The organism is Ensifer oleiphilus, assembly GCF_013371465.1.
In the GTDB taxonomy this organism is placed as follows: Bacteria; Pseudomonadota; Alphaproteobacteria; order Rhizobiales; family Rhizobiaceae; genus Ensifer; species Ensifer oleiphilus.
Window position 1 is genome coordinate 1,041,345 of record NZ_JABWDU010000002.1, and the last position, 16,201, is coordinate 1,057,545.

At 62.7% G+C, this 16,201-nt stretch carries 16 protein-coding genes; 9 read left to right on the forward strand and 7 right to left on the reverse strand.

Translation table 11 applies throughout. The features are described from left to right. Positions 1 to 68 precede the first annotated feature (68 nt). Positions 69 to 869, reverse strand: coding sequence for a DUF1045 domain-containing protein (locus tag HT585_RS11765; RefSeq protein ID WP_176353052.1), 801 nt, complete (start codon positions 867 to 869; stop codon positions 69 to 71). A 280-nt stretch (positions 870 to 1,149) separates the two neighbouring features. On the opposite strand from HT585_RS11765, the gene HT585_RS11770 reads away from it, so the two are divergent. Further along, on the forward strand, positions 1,150 to 1,539 hold the full coding sequence (locus HT585_RS11770; RefSeq protein WP_176353053.1) for a PRC-barrel domain-containing protein: 390 nt from the start codon (positions 1,150 to 1,152) through the stop codon (positions 1,537 to 1,539). Between the two features lie 67 nt (positions 1,540 to 1,606). On the opposite strand, the gene HT585_RS11775 is transcribed toward HT585_RS11770, so the two are convergent. Next, entirely contained in the window at positions 1,607 to 2,749 is a 1,143-nt protein-coding gene (locus HT585_RS11775; RefSeq protein ID WP_176353054.1) for an NAD(P)/FAD-dependent oxidoreductase, read from the reverse strand. Between the two features lie 38 nt (positions 2,750 to 2,787). Here HT585_RS11775 and mnmC2 point away from each other — a divergent pair, with 38 nt between their 5' ends. After that, positions 2,788 to 3,504, forward strand: coding sequence for a tRNA (5-methylaminomethyl-2-thiouridine)(34)-methyltransferase MnmC2 (gene mnmC2 / locus HT585_RS11780; protein WP_176353055.1), 717 nt, complete (start codon positions 2,788 to 2,790; stop codon positions 3,502 to 3,504). A gap of 114 nt (positions 3,505 to 3,618) precedes the next feature. Further along, positions 3,619 to 5,202, forward strand: coding sequence for a trimethylamine methyltransferase family protein (locus HT585_RS11785; protein ID WP_176353056.1), 1,584 nt, complete (start codon positions 3,619 to 3,621; stop codon positions 5,200 to 5,202). A 33-nt stretch (positions 5,203 to 5,235) separates the two neighbouring features. On the opposite strand, the gene HT585_RS11790 is transcribed toward HT585_RS11785, so the two are convergent. After that, positions 5,236 to 5,685 (reverse strand): host attachment protein, encoded by a 450-nt coding sequence (locus HT585_RS11790; protein WP_176353057.1) that lies wholly within the window; start codon positions 5,683 to 5,685, stop codon positions 5,236 to 5,238. 128 nt (positions 5,686 to 5,813) lie between these two features. After that, positions 5,814 to 6,488, reverse strand: coding sequence for a helix-turn-helix transcriptional regulator (locus HT585_RS11795; protein ID WP_176353058.1), 675 nt, complete (start codon positions 6,486 to 6,488; stop codon positions 5,814 to 5,816). Positions 6,489 to 6,584: 96 nt separating this feature from the next. Between HT585_RS11795 and HT585_RS11800 the strand changes: the two genes are divergently transcribed. The 3 genes from HT585_RS11800 (at position 6,585) to HT585_RS11810 (ending at position 9,863) form a co-directional block, all read left to right on the forward strand. Continuing rightward, complete coding sequence (locus HT585_RS11800) at positions 6,585 to 6,884, forward strand: hypothetical protein (RefSeq protein WP_077503352.1); 300 nt, start codon at positions 6,585 to 6,587, stop codon at positions 6,882 to 6,884. Positions 6,885 to 6,903: 19 nt separating this feature from the next. Then, the gene (locus HT585_RS11805) at positions 6,904 to 8,007 is read left to right on the forward strand and encodes a DNA alkylation repair protein (protein ID WP_176353059.1); all 1,104 of its coding nucleotides are present in this window, start codon (positions 6,904 to 6,906) and stop codon (positions 8,005 to 8,007) included. Positions 8,008 to 8,303: 296 nt separating this feature from the next. Beyond that, complete coding sequence (locus tag HT585_RS11810; RefSeq protein WP_176353060.1) at positions 8,304 to 9,863, forward strand: DEAD/DEAH box helicase; 1,560 nt, start codon at positions 8,304 to 8,306, stop codon at positions 9,861 to 9,863. Between the two features lie 100 nt (positions 9,864 to 9,963). On the opposite strand, the gene HT585_RS11815 is transcribed toward HT585_RS11810, so the two are convergent. The 3 genes from HT585_RS11815 to HT585_RS11825 form a co-directional block, all read right to left on the reverse strand. After that, a complete protein-coding gene (locus tag HT585_RS11815) occupies positions 9,964 to 10,845 on the reverse strand; it encodes a DMT family transporter (RefSeq protein WP_176353061.1) in 882 nt (293 codons plus the stop codon). 154 nt (positions 10,846 to 10,999) lie between these two features. Beyond that, a complete protein-coding gene (locus tag HT585_RS11820; RefSeq protein ID WP_343213959.1) occupies positions 11,000 to 11,488 on the reverse strand; it encodes a GyrI-like domain-containing protein in 489 nt (162 codons plus the stop codon). Positions 11,489 to 11,590: 102 nt separating this feature from the next. Further along, the gene (locus HT585_RS11825; RefSeq protein ID WP_176353062.1) at positions 11,591 to 12,460 is read right to left on the reverse strand and encodes a LysR family transcriptional regulator; all 870 of its coding nucleotides are present in this window, start codon (positions 12,458 to 12,460) and stop codon (positions 11,591 to 11,593) included. 80 nt (positions 12,461 to 12,540) lie between these two features. Here HT585_RS11825 and HT585_RS11830 point away from each other — a divergent pair, with 80 nt between their 5' ends. From HT585_RS11830 to HT585_RS11840, 3 genes are all read left to right on the forward strand, one after another. Beyond that, complete coding sequence (locus tag HT585_RS11830; protein WP_176353063.1) at positions 12,541 to 13,629, forward strand: YeiH family protein; 1,089 nt, start codon at positions 12,541 to 12,543, stop codon at positions 13,627 to 13,629. Positions 13,630 to 13,863: 234 nt separating this feature from the next. Beyond that, a complete protein-coding gene (locus HT585_RS11835) occupies positions 13,864 to 15,258 on the forward strand; it encodes a circularly permuted type 2 ATP-grasp protein (protein WP_176353286.1) in 1,395 nt (464 codons plus the stop codon). A gap of 4 nt (positions 15,259 to 15,262) precedes the next feature. After that, the gene (locus HT585_RS11840) at positions 15,263 to 16,201 is read left to right on the forward strand and encodes an alpha-E domain-containing protein (RefSeq protein WP_176353064.1); all 939 of its coding nucleotides are present in this window, start codon (positions 15,263 to 15,265) and stop codon (positions 16,199 to 16,201) included.

Consider the following 16,201-nt stretch of genomic DNA (forward strand, 5'->3'; position numbering starts at 1 on the left):
GGAACGGTATCATTGCCGCCCGGATTGTCGAGACAAAATGACGTCAGTGCAGACGGTTAGCGGTTCGGTTAGCGACTGGCCATCAACGCGGCAACCATCCGCGACAAGGGAGGAACCGGGCTTGGCGCAAGCGTCGCCTCAGTGGCTGCCCGCTTGATCCGGTCGGCGCGTTTGGTCGCGGAAATCTTGCCGAGCGGGTGCTGCGAGTGAACCCGCATCGGCGCGCCGGATTCCTGCTCGACGAACAGCGCCAGGCTGCCGATCGTCAGTGGCGGCGCCAGACACGGTTCGAACAGATCGCGCAGCGGCGCCTCGATGCGGCGCATCGCGTCCTGATTGAGCGGCCCGGTCAGCATCATGTGAAAGCGATATTCGTCCATCACATGTGGATCGCCCCAACGATGCAGGTTTGAGAATTGCGGCGCCGTCAGCCGATCCGGGTCGGAGCGCTCGATCTCGTCTTCGCTGAGCGGCGCGCGGAACGCGTCGAACTCCTGGACGATGCTGGCGGCAAGCAGATGCATCGCCGTGCTCGGGATCTGCGGCATCAGCCCCCAGCACTGGCCAAGCCGGGCCACTTCCAACTTTTCGATTTCGAACGGCGTCTGGGCGCCGGCAAAGTGCATCAGCGCCTTGAGCAGCTGTGCCTCGTCCATATCGGGGTGGAGCCTGAAGGGCGACATCACCACCGCGTGAAAGCCGAAGCGGCGCGGAACGGCCGTGTGGAAAGCAATCTCGGATGCCGTCAATCCGCAGATCGACGGCAGTTCGGTAGGCTCGCCTGAGTAAACGTTGCGGCCGAGCCAGCTCGCGGCAACCGTTGAGAGCGGATCGGCCATCGGCGGCGTGAAACAAATGGCGTAACGCATGCGCATGCTCCGGAAATCCGTTCTGGCACTTGCCCGCTACAACCGATCTCGATCGTCGCCAGGGCCGGCGCAGGTTCAAAACCTTGAGAGCTTCAACAATGCCTTCCCCGAGGAAACGCGACGCTCTACCGCCTGCGTCTTAGGTGATTTGCGTGACAGATTGACGAATTGGTCCGGGCATGGCTGGGGATCGCGCCCAAGGTTCTGAGCTGAACTATTTCGGAACCATCCCGGCCAACAGCCGTTTCCTTGAGGTAGCAAACAACGATGGAGAAGAAGCGTGACCTATCACAATGCGAACCTTCAGGACGCCAACATCAAGGAAACCCATGACCTGATCGCGAGCGACAAGGTTGAAGGCACGAAGGTTTATGGCGCCGACAGCAAGCACATTGGCTCGATCGAGCGGGTGATTATCGAAAAGCGCAGCGGTCGCGTGGCCTATGCCGTGCTGGGTTTCGGCGGCTTTCTCGGCATCGGCGAAGATCACTATCCGCTCCCCTGGGCGAAGCTGACCTATGACGAGAGCCTCGGCGGCTATCGCACGGATATTACCCGCGAGCAGGTCGAGCGCGCGCCGAAATACAACGGCAGCGATGAATACGACTGGAACGCCGAGAACGGACGTCGCGTCTACGACTACTACGGCGTGCCGCCCTACTGGATGTAAGGGCCGGGTTTTGTTGATGCGATATACGGGGCTCCGCCTGCGGCGGAGCCCTTCGCATGCCGACGTCTTAGAGATGTTTCTCGCGAAGTGACGCTATGTGCGTCCGGCACAGGAAGGTGTCCGGAATCTCGATGGAAGGCTGTCCCATACTCTCGTTGACGACGAAGTGCGCGAGACGATGGGCGATGCCGAAGCTCACCTTGAACCCGCCGGTTAGCAACGACAGGTTTTCGTGATCCGGATGCCGCCCGACCATCGGCTCCCGTCCGGCCGATTTCGGCCGTAGGCCGGCCCAGCGCTCGACCACCTCTGCCCCGCGCAGGGCCGGCACCAGCGCCTCGGCACGCCGGAGAAGTTCATTCAACAGTTCATCCGTCGACAACGGATCGGCATATTTGTTCTCGCTGGTGCTGCCGACGGCGACATGCCCGTCGTCATGGGCGACGATGTAGACACCATCGGTGAAGATGACGGGCAATTGCGGATCGACGTCGGCCAGAAGCAGTGCCGCCTGGCCTTTGACCCCCGTGCCGCTCGGTTCACGGATAGGTCCGCACAGCGTGTCAACCAGCGGAAAGCTGCCGACGCCGGCGGCAAGAATACAATGGCCGAAGGCGATGTCCGTACCGTCGTCGAGTTCGGCCCGGCCTTGGCCGGGATGGATGCCTCGAACGCCGGCTCCTTCGATAATCCTCACCTTCGGCAGTTGCCCCAAGGCTGCGCGCAGGACAGCCAGCATCTGGCGCGGGGCGAGCCGGCCGCCGAGCGTATCGAACACCAGCCCGCTCGGCGCCGCCTCCGCACCGAGCCAGCCGGACGGCAGTTCATCGCGCACATGCCAAAAAAAATGTCTGTCGCCTGCCTGCCAGTTCTGCAGCGCATCCTGCTCATGGCGAAGGGCGATGTCGCGCAGATGCGGCTTGGCGAGCGGCATGATCCGGCCGCTGCGGCGGTAGCCCGCAGAGCGCCCGGTTTCCGCCTCGAGCGCCTCGATCTCGCTTTCGAGCGACACGAGAGCGTCGAACTGGAATTGTTTCTTGGCGTTCCACTTGTCGGGCATATGCGGCATCAGCGCGCCGAGAATGCCGCCGCTGGCGCCGGCGCCGATGCAGCGCTCGTCAACCAGGCAAACGTCCATGCCGGCACGCGCTGCCATAAGGGCTGCCCACAGCCCCATGATGCCGCCGCCGACGATCAAAACTTCGCTCATCGATTGACCTTCTCCGGTGGCGGGATTATCGCCATCTAATGACAGGATCAGCCGCAGAACCGAACCAGCCCCCGGCCCATCAAAGCCTCGATTGGCACGAGGGCGATATGCCCTATTCCCGGGAATTTGGCGATCACTTTTATTGCCGCACCGATGGCCGGCTCGAATGCGGGCACGTGTTCCTTGCCGGCAACGGCCTGCCCGAACGCTGGGCCGCCGGCGGTGCGTTCACCGTTGGCGAGTTGGGTTTCGGCACCGGCCTCAATTTCTGCGAAACCTGGCGGCAGTGGAAAGCGGCTGCAACAGGCGGCACGCTGCACTTCGTCAGTTTCGAACGGTTTCCGATGCAGCCGGAGGAAATCTCCCGAGCGCTTGCCCATTGGCCGGAGATCGATGCCGAGCGGCTGGCTCTTGTCGAGCGATGGCCCGTGACGAAAGAGGGCGGGATCGAGATCGATTTCGGCGGAGGTGTTCGCCTGTCCGTCGTCTGCTGCCCCGCTCTCGACGGTCTCGCCCAGCCGACCGAACGCTTCGATGCCTGGTTCCTCGATGGCTTTGCGCCATCGCGCAATCCAGACATGTGGTCGGAAGAGCTGATGCAACTGGTGTTCGACCGGACCGCGCCCGGCGGCAGCTTTGCCACCTATGCCGCCGCCGGCTTCGTTCGCCGCAATCTGCAGGCAGCCGGCTTTGCCGTCGAGAGGCGCAAGGGCTTTGCCGGCAAACGCGAGATGCTGCGCGGCGACAAGCCCTGAGCGAGGCGTTTTCATGGCCTTTACTCCACCAGAGAACTGAACTGTCGCAAATGGCGGGGGCATGCCTGCAAAAAATCTGCGACAGAAATCCATCGGCAACGCGGTGGGTTTTTCATGAACAACGATCAGTTTCTGGATGCTGCGACAGGCGAAAACTCCTCCCCGCTCGAGCGGCGGCGCAGGCCTGGCGGCCGCGGTGGCGAGCGCACACGAAAATCCTCGGGCGGCAAATATCTCAACCTCGTCAACACCCAGAGCAAATCCTCGGTGCTATCAGACGATGCGCTCGAGGCGATCCATGAGGCGTCGCTGACGATCCTGGAAGAGATCGGCATGGATGTGATCCTGCCCGAGGCGCGAGAGCGCATGAAGGCAGCCGGCGCCGACATCACCCCCGGTACCGACCGCGTGCGCTTCGACCGCGGGCTGATCATGGACATGATCGCCTCGGCCCCCTCCTCCTTCACCATGCATGCGCGCAACCCGGCCCGCAATGTCGCGATCGGCGGTAACAACCTGGTGTTCGCCCAGATCGCCAGCGCACCGTTCGTGGCGGACCGCGAAGGCGGTCGGCGCACCGGCAACCAGGAGGATTTCCGCAAGCTGGTGAAGCTTGCACAGTCCTACGACATCATCCACACGACGGGCGGCTATCCGGTCGAGCCGGTCGACCTGCACGCCTCCGTGCGCCACCTCGACTGCCTCTCGGACATGGTGAAGCTCACCGACAAGGTTTTTCACGTCTATTCGCTCGGCCGCCAGCGCAACACCGACGGCATCGAGATCGCCCGCATCGGCCGAGGCGTATCGATGGAGCAGATGGAACGCGAACCATCGCTGTTCACCATCATCAACACCTCCTCGCCACTGCGCCTGGACGGGCCGATGCTGCAGGGCATCATCGAAATGTCGTCACGCAACCAGGTCGTCGTCATCACGCCGTTTACGCTCGCAGGCGCCATGGCGCCGGTGACGATCGCCGGAGCGCTGGTGCAGCAGAATGCCGAGGCGCTCTGCGGCATCGCCTTCACCCAGATGGTGCGACGGGGAGCGCCAGTCATGTATGGCGGCTTCACCTCCAACGTCGACATGAAAACGGGCGCGCCCGCCTTTGGCACGCCCGAATACATGAAGGCGGTGATCGCGGGCGGCCAGCTCGCCCGCCGCTACAACATCCCCTATCGAACCTCCAACACCAATGCCGCCAACACACTCGATGCGCAGGCGGCCTATGAATCGGCACTATCGCTCTGGGCGCTGACGCAAGGGGGCGGCAACTTCATCATGCACGCGGCCGGCTGGACCGAGGGCGGACTGACGGCCTCCTTCGAAAAATTCATCCTCGACGTCGACATGCTGCAGATGGTGGCGGAATTCCTGACGCCGCTCGATGTCAGCGAGGACGCACTCGGCCTCGACGCGGTGCGCGATGTCGGCCCCGGCGGGCACTATTTCGGAACCCTGCACACGCTGCAGCGCTACGAGACGGCTTTCTATTCGCCGATCCTGTCCGACTGGCGCAACTTCGAGACCTGGACGGAAGCCGGCCGGCCGACGACCTATGACCACGCCAACCGCGTCTTCAAGCAAAAGCTCAACGAGTACGAACGGCCGCCGCTGGATCCGGCGATCGAAGACGAGCTCGATGCCTTCGTCGCCAAGCGCAAGGAGGAAGGCGGCGTCCCGACGGATTTTTGACGGGACGCAGCGTTGCAGAATGCCCGGAAAATCTCAGGGATAGACCGCCGAGCGGGCGGTTGCGATCAGCTGCTCGATCGGGACGGTGACGCAATTGCGATCGATTTCGGCAACCGTCTTCTGCTTCACGCTGGCAGAAAGCAGCTTGCGCAGGTCCCCGAGCGTCCTTGGAGCCGCGCAGATCACCAGACTATCGAAGGCATTGTCGTTGAGATAACCTTCAAGTCTGCTGGCCACATCGGCCGCAAAGCGGTGTTTCTCCTCGCGCACCGGATCGCTGCTGTATTCCATCGCGGAACGCCCATGACCGACCGACGAATGGCTGCGTCCGGGCTTGTCGGCCATGATATCCTGGGCGCGTTTGGGGTCCGTATGGATGACCTCCTCCTCCGGGTGCTGACGTTCGTCCTTCCGCAGGTTGACGCCCTTGACGAAGCGCGCCGTGTTGCCATCCGCGGCCAGTATCCAAGTCCGGTTTTGCACGATTGTCTCCCATGAAATGATGTTGCTCGTGGGCAGGCCAGAATGGGCCTGTAATAGAAACGGATGAAGGCCGATCCGGTTCCATCCATTTCGACAGATCCATGCACTTTTTTGGTGTACTCACCACCTCACATGCGCGCGAGATAGGCGTCGAAGCTGCGTTCGGGTGACGGTTGGAAATGATCGCGCTCAAGCTTCATCTCCCGGATACGATCCACACGAAAATCGCGGAAATCCCGGCGCAGCTCGCACCAGCTCGTCAGCAGCCAGTGGTGGCCGAAAACGCTGAGGCCCAGCGGCCAGACCGTGCGCTTTGAACTGTGATCCGCCAGGCTTTCATAGGCGATGGTTACCTTGCGCTCTTCGGTGATCGCCCTGCGCAGGTCACCGAGCACCGGCGGCGTCTGAGGCTGCAGTGCCGAACGGAAGGCGCGGATCGGGGCGCTGCGCAATCGCGCCGCATGTTCGGGTGGAAGTCCGTGCTCGATCTTGTCCATCGCCTCACGAGCGGCCTGCGCCAGCCTGGTGTCCCCGAGCATCTGCACGGCCCGCGCGCCGAAGGCCAGCGCCTCGAGTTGCTCGAAGGTGAAGGCGAGAGGCGGTGCGTCAAAACTTTCGCGCAGCAGATAGCCGACACCGCGCTCGCCGTCGATCGGCGCACCCGAAGCCATCAGGTGCTCCATGTCGCGATAGATGGTACGGCGTGCCACCTCCATCCTCTCGGCGATCTCCTGCGCCGTCATCGCCCGCCCCGTTGCCCGCATGAGCTGGATGATTCGAAACAGCCGGTCGGCAGGTCTCATTGGCGCAATCCAATCACAGGTCCGTGTGCGGTTATGGCCATAAGGCTGTCAGTTGCCCTGTGATTAAGTCAAGCAGCAATCAACAGGGAGCATGATATGACCACCGAAAGCATCCTCGAACTCGCCGTCTGCATCGTCGCGGACAGGCCAGCCGCCGCGGCCGCCCGTCAAAGGGCGATGCAGGCCGTCTCGCAATATCCGGGATTCATTTCCTGGCGTGCCGTCGGCTCCTGCGAAAAGGCAGACATGCTCGCGGATCTGGTCGAGTGGGAAACGCTCGACGCGGCCAAATCGGCGGGCGAGCGCGTGCGCCGAGACCCGGATTTCGCCCCTTACATGGCGGCAATCAGCGCGGTAATGCTGATGCAGCATTTTGCGGTCGAGCAACAGATCTGAGCAGAAAGACGATCCAGCAATGGCTGAACCACTGAAGAACCTGCTGCATCCGGGTGTCGTCACCGCCATCGCAGACCGCCTGAGCGCGGTCTGCCCGACCTTCGAGCGCACCCAGTTCGAAGCGCTTGCCGGTGCCAATCTCGAAGCGCTGGAACTGATGCAGCGATCGCTACAGATCCGCGACGCGCTGATCGAAACCCTGCCGCAGCCCTTCCCGCAAGCAGCGGCCGTCCTTGGCGATTGCCTGCCAAGCGATGAAAGGGCCGGACTCAGCGGCTGGGCCCTGCTGCCCGTCAGTCAATATGTCGCGGCCCGCGGGCTCGATGACTTCGAACTCTCGCTGACACTGCTGCGCGCGCTGACGCCGCACTTCACCTCCGAGTTCGGTATCCGCGTGTTCATCGACCAGCACCAGGAACGGGCGCTCGCGATCATCGGCTCTTGGGTAACAGACGCCAACCACCACGTCAGGCGTCTGGCGAGCGAGGGCACCCGCCCGCGCCTGCCCTGGGCCATGCGATTGCCGAAACTCATCCGCGATCCCCTGCCGATCCTGCCGATTCTCAAAGCCCTTATCGACGATCCCGAAGACTATGTGCGCCGCTCGGTTGCCAACAGCCTCAACGACATCGCCAAGGATCATCCCGATCTGGTGGCAGGCTTCGTCGCTGAGCACATCGCAGGCGCTTCCTTTGAGCGGCAGCAACTGCTGCGCCACGCTTCGCGTACGCTGCTGAAACAGGGCCATGGAGCAGCCCTTTCAAACTTCGGCTTTGCCGCACCCGCAGGCATCGACGCAGCGTTCTCTCTCGACCGGCCGGAAATCACGCTCGGCGAGAGCCTCGTCTTCAAGCTGGCCGTCAGGCACACCGCAAAGACCGCCCAAAAGATCATGATCGACTACGCCGTTCACCACCGCAAAGCCAATGGCACGACCTCTCCCAAGGTGTTCAAATGGACATCCGCAACGCTGGAGCCGGGTGCGACGATCAACATCGAAAAGCGCCACGCGATCCGGCCGATCACAACCCGGCGTTACTATCCCGGCGCTCACCGCGTGGTGATCCTCGTCAACGGCCAGGAGGCTGCCGACGCCGATTTCGAGCTGTCGCTCGGCGAATGACCCCACCTCATTTCGCACCTGCGAAAAGATGGACCTTGACTTTTCGGCGCAAAACGACGACATGGACGCAGCGTCACCTTCAGGCCGCCGCGTGAGCGCGCCCTCGGCAACACAGAAAGCCGTGAAGAAGGAAAAGCGCACCCATACGCCGTAAGCGGCGACAGCACAGGCGCTTGACGACTTTTTCTTAACCCACAAGTTCCCAATTCACGCGGGGTTCTTGACGCCGAACGACACCGGAACAGCAGATTGCGGTTCCGGCGAATGCGTTTGGCGCCCCCAAAAGGTATATGCATTTGTCCACCTTTAAAGATCTTGGTCTTTCCGAACACATTCTGGAAACCCTGACAGCCAACGGCTTCGAAAAGCCGACGCCGATCCAGGCGCAGGCCATTCCGCTGGTGTTGAAGGGCCACGACCTGATCGGTCTCGCCCAGACCGGAACCGGCAAGACGGCCGCCTTCGGCCTGCCGATGATCGAAAAGCTCGTTGCCGACGGCAAGCGCCCCGACCCGCGCAACATCCGCGCCCTGGTGCTGGCGCCGACCCGCGAACTGGTCAACCAGATCGCTGCCAACCTCAAGCTGTTCGTCAAGAAGTCCCCGCTGAAGATCGGCGTTGTCGTCGGCGGCGTCTCGATCAACAAGCAGACCGAACAGCTCGCCCGCGGCGTCGACATCCTGGTTGCCACGCCCGGCCGCCTGCTCGACCTCATCAACCGCAAGGCCGTGACGCTGACCCAAGGTCGCTACCTCGTGCTCGACGAAGCCGACCAGATGCTCGATCTCGGCTTTATCCATGACCTGCGCAAGATTTCCAAGCTCGTCCCGAAGAACCGCCAGACGCTGCTGTTTTCCGCCACCATGCCGAAGCTGATCGCGGAACTTGCCGGTGAGTACCTGACCGACCCGGTCAAGGTTCAGGTTACGCCTCCGGGCAAGGCCGCCGACAAGGTCGAACAGTATGTTCACTTCGTCCCCGGCAAGGACCTGAAGACGACCATCCTCAAGAAGACGCTGACCGACAATCCGGATGGCCTGTCGCTGATCTTCAGCCGCACCAAGCATGGCGCCGAGAAGCTGATGAAGCACCTCGACCACGTCGGCTTCAAGGCCGCCTCGATCCATGGCAACAAGAGCCAGGGCCAGCGCGAGCGCGCACTGAAGGCGTTCCGTGACGGTGAGATTCGCGTACTCGTGGCCACCGACGTCGCTGCCCGCGGCATCGACATCCCCGGCGTCACCCATGTCTACAACTACGACCTGCCGGAAGTTCCGGACGCCTATGTTCACCGCATCGGCCGTACCGCCCGCGCCGGCCGCGACGGCATCGCGATTGCGTTCTGTGCACCGGACGAAATCCGCCTGCTCCGCGACATCGAAAAGCTGATGGGCATCAACATCGCTGTCGCCAGCGGCGAAGCGCCTGCCGACCAGGCTCGCCCGTCCAAGGCACGCGGCGGTCGCGGCAACGGCAATGGCAACGGCCAGCACCGCGGCAATGGCGGCGGCGGTCAGCGCCAGGACGCCCGCCCGCGCCGCGAGCGCCCGGCCCGCCAGTCGGCACTCGCGCCGAGCAGCTTTGCCGGTGACGACCTGCTGCGCGACGACCGTCCGCAGAAGACGGAACACCGTGGCCAGCGCCCGGCCGGTCAGGCCCATGCCGAAGGCCGTTCGGAAGGCAACCGCAACCACGAGCCCAAGAAGCACCACGGCCGTCCCGGCCAGAAGCCGGGCGAATGGCGCAACAAGGCCCCGCGTCCCGAAGGCCAGGGCGCCGACCGCCGCGAAGGCGGCCAGGGCGGCATGCGCCGTGGCGCCGGCGCCGGCGGCGGCAATCGCGGCCAGCAGGGCTGATCTCCACGCGCATTTCACGCGAGCCGTGTAAAGCGGCTTCGTCCGGAAATGCCTGAGAACACAGAATTGAGAACGGCGGGTCGCCTCGGCCCGCCGTTTTTTATGCCTGCTGCTTGCGGTTGGTGAGGTAGACGCCGGCAACGGCAATGACCGTGCCGATGATCATCGGCAGCGTTAGCGCCTCGCCGAAGAACAGCCACGCCTGCACGGCCGCAAGGGGCGGCACGAGATAGATGAGCGAGGCCGCGCGCGAAACCTGGCCGCGGCGGATAAGATAGAGCAGGAGCGCAATTGCGCCCATGGATAGCCCCAGCACCGACCAGGCAAGCGCTGCGAAGATCTGCAGGTTCCAGGTGACGTGAAGATCTTCGAGCATCAAGGCGAGCGGAATGGTGACGATCAGCGCGCCGAGATACTGAAGCGCCGCAATGGTGCGGATGTCGCCGCTTTGCAGATGCCGCTTCTGGTAGAGCGTGCCATAGGTGACGGCGGCCATGCCAAGGACGTTGATGAGAACCGGCAGCAGATGGATCGGCGTGGCGCCGGTATCGATGACAAGCACCTTCGGCAGCACGGCAAGGGCGATGCCGAAGAAGCCGAGCACAAGCCCGAGTTTCTGCTGAATGCTGAGCTGCTCGTCGATGACGACGGAGGCTGCAACGGCCGTCATCAACGGCTGCAGCCCAGCGATGATGCCGGAGATCGCCGCCGGCACGCCCTGCCCGATCGCCCACCAGACGGCACCGAGATAAAGCCCGTGCAGCAACATGCCCGAGATCACCGCATGGGCCGCCGCGCGCCATGATGTCGGCCATTTCGCCCGGGTCACGAGACAGAAGCCGATGAAGAGCAGGATCGCCAGCGTATAGCGCAGCACCAGAAACGTCAGCGGATCGGCATAGACAGCCGCATATTTGGCAACGACCCATCCGGTCGACCAGAGCAGTACGAAGATGGCCGGGGCCAGGCGGGCGAGTGTCATTGACCTATCCGAACGGGCAAAGGGAGCTCAGCCGCGATAGACGCGGCAGCGTTGATGGTCAAAGCAATTTTTCTGATGGTGGCGATCAGCCGCTTGCATCATTCCGTAGATCGGGATCGATTTACGGATAAAATTAGGCAGCGCTTTTATAATGTTACGGCGCGCTTTGCGCGTCATCCGTGACGCGCGGCGCTGTAACTGGAACCATCAACCGCAACGACGACAGCGACAGCGAAACGAAGCCCGGTTCGTATTCCTCACGAAAGTGCAGCCTGCTGGTATCGACGACCAGACCTTCGGACGCGATCCAGTCGAACATGTGTTGGTAATGCGCAATGACGTCGCCAGTTTCAGGGTGATGCATGGCGCTGACGAAGCGCATGGCCGGCAGGTCGACATGGCCAGGGTGGCGGGTCGTTTCCGCCGTCTTCGAGACGAAGCCGACGAGGTAGCGGAAACCATCCGGCCGATCGTTCCAGGAGAGACCGACGAGCATCGGATGATCCTTCGGATGCAGCCGCAAATGATGCTCCTGCATCTCCGCGATCAACCGACGCACGGCACCGTCAGCCGCCTCGACGAACGTTCCCTCCCAGAACGAACCCGCAATCCGCTGCGCCGGCCTTTCGACGATTTCGAACACGATGCACCTCTTGCCAAAGCAGGGACTGGCCGCCGCCTCAAGCGGCCGCGACTATTGATAATCCAGCCGCGTCGGATGGCAATCGTTACTGCCAACAAGCTGTCAGAGCAGATCGACGAAGGCGCGCGCCGCGCGGCTGAACTGGCGGTCGCGATGGGTCAACAGCTCGAAACTGCGCTCGGCAAGCTCGAACGGCAACTCGACCAGCCGGCCGCTGTCGGCGAAGGGCCGGGCGGCGAGCCTGGACACGGCGGTAATGAACGGGCCGCTCTCGACGGCCGTCAGCACTGCCTCGTTCGATGGCAATTCAAGCTCCACCTTCAGCTGACTGACATCCGCACCTTGCGCCTGCATCGATTGCAGGAACATTGCGCGCGTACCCGATCCCTCTTCGCGCAGCACCCAACGCGCGGCAAGCAATGCTTCAAGGTCAACCGGCCTGAAGGCAAGCGAATGGTGGGGCGGCGCGTAGATGGCGATGCGGTCGACTGCGACGCTGCGATGGTCGAGCTTCTCCGCCTCGACCCTGCCCTCGACGAAACCGAGTTGCGCCGTTCCTTCCTCGACCGCCTCGGCGACCACGGCCGTGTTGCGCACGGTCAGCTTCACATCGATATGCGGATAGTCATGGGTGAAGCGGGCGAGACGAGCCGGCAGCCAGTAGCTTGCCACCGTCTGGCTTGCGGCAATCGCCAGTGTACCGCGGCGCAGAGCGGAGAGATCGTTGAGGCAGGCGGTCGCAGCCGTCGCCCGCGCCAGCACGGCCTTCGCCTCCGGCAGAAAGGCTTTTCCCGCCTCCGTCAACGCCAGTCCGCGGCCGATACGATCGAACAACCTGACGTCGTGTTGCGTTTCAAGCGCTGCGATCGCCGCACTGGCGGCAGACTGCGTGACGTTCATGGCCTCGGCCGCGCGCGTCATATGCAGGCGCTCCGCGACAGCGACAAATATGCGAAGTTGGTCGAGTGTCATGGAAAATCAATCGCAAAAAGCGATCAGATTGACAAGAACAATCCGTTAGACTGATTTATCAATCGGACTAGGGTGCGGCCATGTCCAGATCGCATTCCATATCCACCATCTCGTCACCCACAGTCATTTCCCGCATGACGCGCATCGCGCCGGGCCTGATCCTCTGTTGCCTGGTCGCACTCGCCGCCTTCGTCCTTGAACGGTTCGAGGCAAGCTGGACCGGCCGGCCCTGGCTGGAAGCGCTTGTCATCGCCATCCTTCTCGGTGCGCTGCTGCGCATGTTCTGGACACCGGGAGATCGGTGGTTGGCGGGTATCCGGTTTTCCTCCAAGCTCCTTTTGGAAGCGGCAATCGTGCTGATCGGCGCGAGCCTCAGTTTTAAGGCGATCCTGGCCAGCGGCCCGGTGCTGCTCGCCACCATCGTCGGCATCGTTTTTCTCTCGATCGCCTCCGGCTATCTTATCGCGCGGCTGCTCGGCCTGCCCAAGCGCATGGCGACGCTGATCGCCTGCGGCAATGCGATCTGCGGCAATTCGGCGATCGCCGCCGTCGCGCCGGCCATCGGTGCCGAGGGCGATGAGGTCGCTGCAGCCATCTCCTTTACCGCAATCCTCGGCATCGCCGTCGTTCTCTGCCTGCCGCTGATCGGCGGCTGGTTCGGCATGTCGCCCTATGGCTTCGGCGTTCTGGCTGGCATGACCGTCTATGCCGTGCCCCAGGTGCTGGCGGCGGCCTCCCCGTTCAGCGCACTGTCCGTACAGGTCGGGACCCTGGTCAAGCTCGTGCGGGTGCTGATGCTTGGCCCCGTTGTCCTTTGCTTCTCGCTCATCAACCGTGGGGGCGAAGCGCATCCCCTGGCGCAAAGCCGGCCCGAAGGCAAGCAGCCGGCCCGTCTTGCCACATTCGCGCATTTCGTTCCCTGGTTCATTCTGGGCTTCCTCGTCGTCGCAATCGCCCGCAACAGCGGAGTGGTCCCCGATGTCGCCGCAACCGGCGCAGCACATCTCGCCACATGGCTTACCGTCATCGCCATGGCGGCCCTCGGTCTGGAGGTCGACATCCGCAAGCTCGCCGATGCCGGACCGCGCGCAAGTGCTGCCGCCATGTTGTCGCTCTTGGTTCTGGCCAGCCTGGCAGTTGCGGCCATCTTTGTCTTCGGCCTGGGTTAGCCTCCCAAGCGCGCCTAAATTTCAAGCATTTGCTTATTTTCTAAGATGCCCGGATCGAACGGGATCGGGCCGAAGCCGCTCTCGCCCCATTGTTGAGCATCCCATTGCCCGGAAGAGCTGGAATAACGCGTCCGAACTTTCTTGTCCCCCGACTGTGCACGCTTCTTGCATTGCATCCAGCGTTGTACTCAAATGGTCAAAAATAAGGGGACCACGCCTTTGGCATTTGACGAAATGATGAATGCGGACAGCAGTCCGCGCCAGCCATATTCGACCTATCATGAATGGTATGCCAGCCAGGACAGAAATCGGCTCATAACGAAATCAAAGGACGCCGAGAACATCTTCCGGAAAACCGGCATCACCTTCGCGGTCTACGGACACGCAGACTCGTCCGAAAAGCTCATCCCCTTCGACCTCATCCCCCGCATCATTTCCGGCCGAGAATGGCGCAAGCTCGCTCAAGGGATAGAACAGCGGGTCATCGCGCTCAACGCTTTCCTCGACGACATCTACCACAAGCAAGAAATCATCCGCGCCGGCCGTGTGCCGCGCGAGCTGATCGAGAAGAACGTGGCCTTCCTGCCGCAAATGATCGGCTTCCGTCCACCGGGCGGCGTCTACACGCATATCGTCGGCACCGATATCGTGCGCACCGGCGAGGATCAGTTCTACGTGCTGGAGGACAATGCCCGCACGCCATCAGGTGTCAGCTACATGCTGGAAAACCGCGAAACGATGATGCAGATGTTCCCCGAACTCTTCCATCAGAACCGCGTGCGCCCGGTCGAAAACTACCCGAACCTGCTGCGCCAGAGCCTGGCGTCGCTGGCGCCTCCCGGCTGCAGCGGCAAGCCGCGCGTTGCCGTGCTCACCCCCGGCATCTACAACTCCGCCTATTACGAACATGCCTTCCTCGCCGATATGATGGGCGTCGAGCTTGTCGAAGGGTCGGACCTGCGCGTCATCGACGGCAAGGTGAAGATGCGCACCACCCGCGGCTACGAGGCGATCGACGTGCTCTACCGCCGCGTCGACGACGATTTCCTCGATCCCCTCACCTTCCGGCCGGAGTCTGCGCTCGGCGTTCCCGGCATCATGGATGTCTACCGCGCCGGCAACATCACCATCGCCAACGCGCCCGGCACCGGCATTTCCGACGACAAGGCGATCTATTCCTACATGCCCGAGATCGTCGAATTCTATACCGGCCGAAAGCCGCTCTTGGAAAACGTGCCGACCTGGCGCTGTTCCGAGCCGCAGAGCCTCAAATACGTGCTCGAACACCTGGAAGAACTGGTGGTCAAGGAAGTGCACGGCTCCGGCGGCTACGGCATGCTGGTCGGCCCGACCGCCAGCAAGAAGGAGCGCGCCATGTTTGCCGAAAAGCTCAAGGCCCGCCCGACCAACTACATCGCCCAGCCGACGCTGTCGCTGTCGACCGTGCCCATCCTCGTCAACAAGGGCATCGCGCCCCGGCATGTGGATCTTCGTCCCTATGTCCTTGTCTCCGACAAGGTGCAGATCATTCCCGGCGGCCTGACGCGCGTCGCCCTCAAGGCCGGTTCGCTCGTCGTGAACTCCAGCCAGGGCGGCGGGACGAAGGACACCTGGGTGCTGGAGGACTGAGACCATGTTGGGAAGAACTGCAAACGGTCTCTACTGGATGTTCCGCTACATCGAACGCGCCGAAAACAGCGCCCGGCTGATCGATGCCGGCCTGCGCATGGCGCTGACACGCAGCGGCGCGACGGAGGGTGATTGGGACGGCGTGCTGCAAAGTGCGGGTGTACGCGAACTCTATGACGAGGTGCACGAAACGCTGACCAGCATCGATGCCATCGATTTCCTTTTGCGCGACCGGGCCAATCCATCGAGCGTGATGTCCTGCATCGAGGCGGGGCGCCACAACGCCCGCATGGTGCGCACGGCGCTGACGCGCGAGACCTGGGAAGCCACCAACGAATGCTACCTCGAAATGAAGGCGATGCTCTCCAGAAAAGCGCGCCCGACCGACATGCCGGAGATCATCGACGCGATCAAGCGGCGCGCCGGCCTTATCCGTGGCGCCTTTCACGGCACCATGCTCAGGAACGAGATCTTCAACTTCTCGCGCATCGGCACCTTCATCGAGCGGGCCGATAACACCGCGCGCATCCTCGACGTCAAGTACTATGTGCTGCTGCCGGCGGTCGCCGCCGTCGGCTCGTCGATGGACAATGTGCAATGGGAATCGATCCTGCGCTCGGTCTCGGCCCACCGCGCCTATGGTTGGGTCTATGACGCCGAACTGAAACCGGCGAACATCGCCGACTTCCTGATCTCCAACGGCCGGATGCCACGGTCGCTCGCCTATTGCTACGAAAAGATCGCCAGCAACCTCGGTTATCTCGAGCGGGAATATGGCGAGCGTCACGCGGCACACGAGACGGCGGACCGTACGCTGGCCGCCCTGCGCAGCCGCTCGATCACCGACATCATGGACCAGGGCCTGCACGAATATCTCGAGGATTTCATCAGCCAGAACAACCTTCTGGGCCAGGAAATCTCCGACGGCTATCGTTTCAACTGA

Coding starts and splice junctions, on each gene's coding strand:
- HT585_RS11815 (WP_176353061.1), bottom strand. CDS start 10,845: ATGACACTCGCCCGCCTGGCCCCGGCCATCTTCGTACTGCTCTGGTCG.
- HT585_RS11795 (WP_176353058.1), bottom strand. CDS start 6,488: ATGAGACCTGCCGACCGGCTGTTTCGAATCATCCAGCTCATGCGGGCA.
- HT585_RS11830 (WP_176353063.1), top strand. CDS start 12,541: ATGTCCAGATCGCATTCCATATCCACCATCTCGTCACCCACAGTCATT.
- HT585_RS11835 (WP_176353286.1), top strand. CDS start 13,864: ATGATGAATGCGGACAGCAGTCCGCGCCAGCCATATTCGACCTATCAT.
- mnmC2 (WP_176353055.1), top strand. CDS start 2,788: ATGACAGGATCAGCCGCAGAACCGAACCAGCCCCCGGCCCATCAAAGC.
- HT585_RS11800 (WP_077503352.1), top strand. CDS start 6,585: ATGACCACCGAAAGCATCCTCGAACTCGCCGTCTGCATCGTCGCGGAC.
- HT585_RS11825 (WP_176353062.1), bottom strand. CDS start 12,460: ATGACACTCGACCAACTTCGCATATTTGTCGCTGTCGCGGAGCGCCTG.
- HT585_RS11840 (WP_176353064.1), top strand. CDS start 15,263: ATGTTGGGAAGAACTGCAAACGGTCTCTACTGGATGTTCCGCTACATC.
- HT585_RS11775 (WP_176353054.1), bottom strand. CDS start 2,749: ATGAGCGAAGTTTTGATCGTCGGCGGCGGCATCATGGGGCTGTGGGCA.
- HT585_RS11805 (WP_176353059.1), top strand. CDS start 6,904: ATGGCTGAACCACTGAAGAACCTGCTGCATCCGGGTGTCGTCACCGCC.
- HT585_RS11785 (WP_176353056.1), top strand. CDS start 3,619: ATGAACAACGATCAGTTTCTGGATGCTGCGACAGGCGAAAACTCCTCC.
- HT585_RS11765 (WP_176353052.1), bottom strand. CDS start 869: ATGCGTTACGCCATTTGTTTCACGCCGCCGATGGCCGATCCGCTCTCA.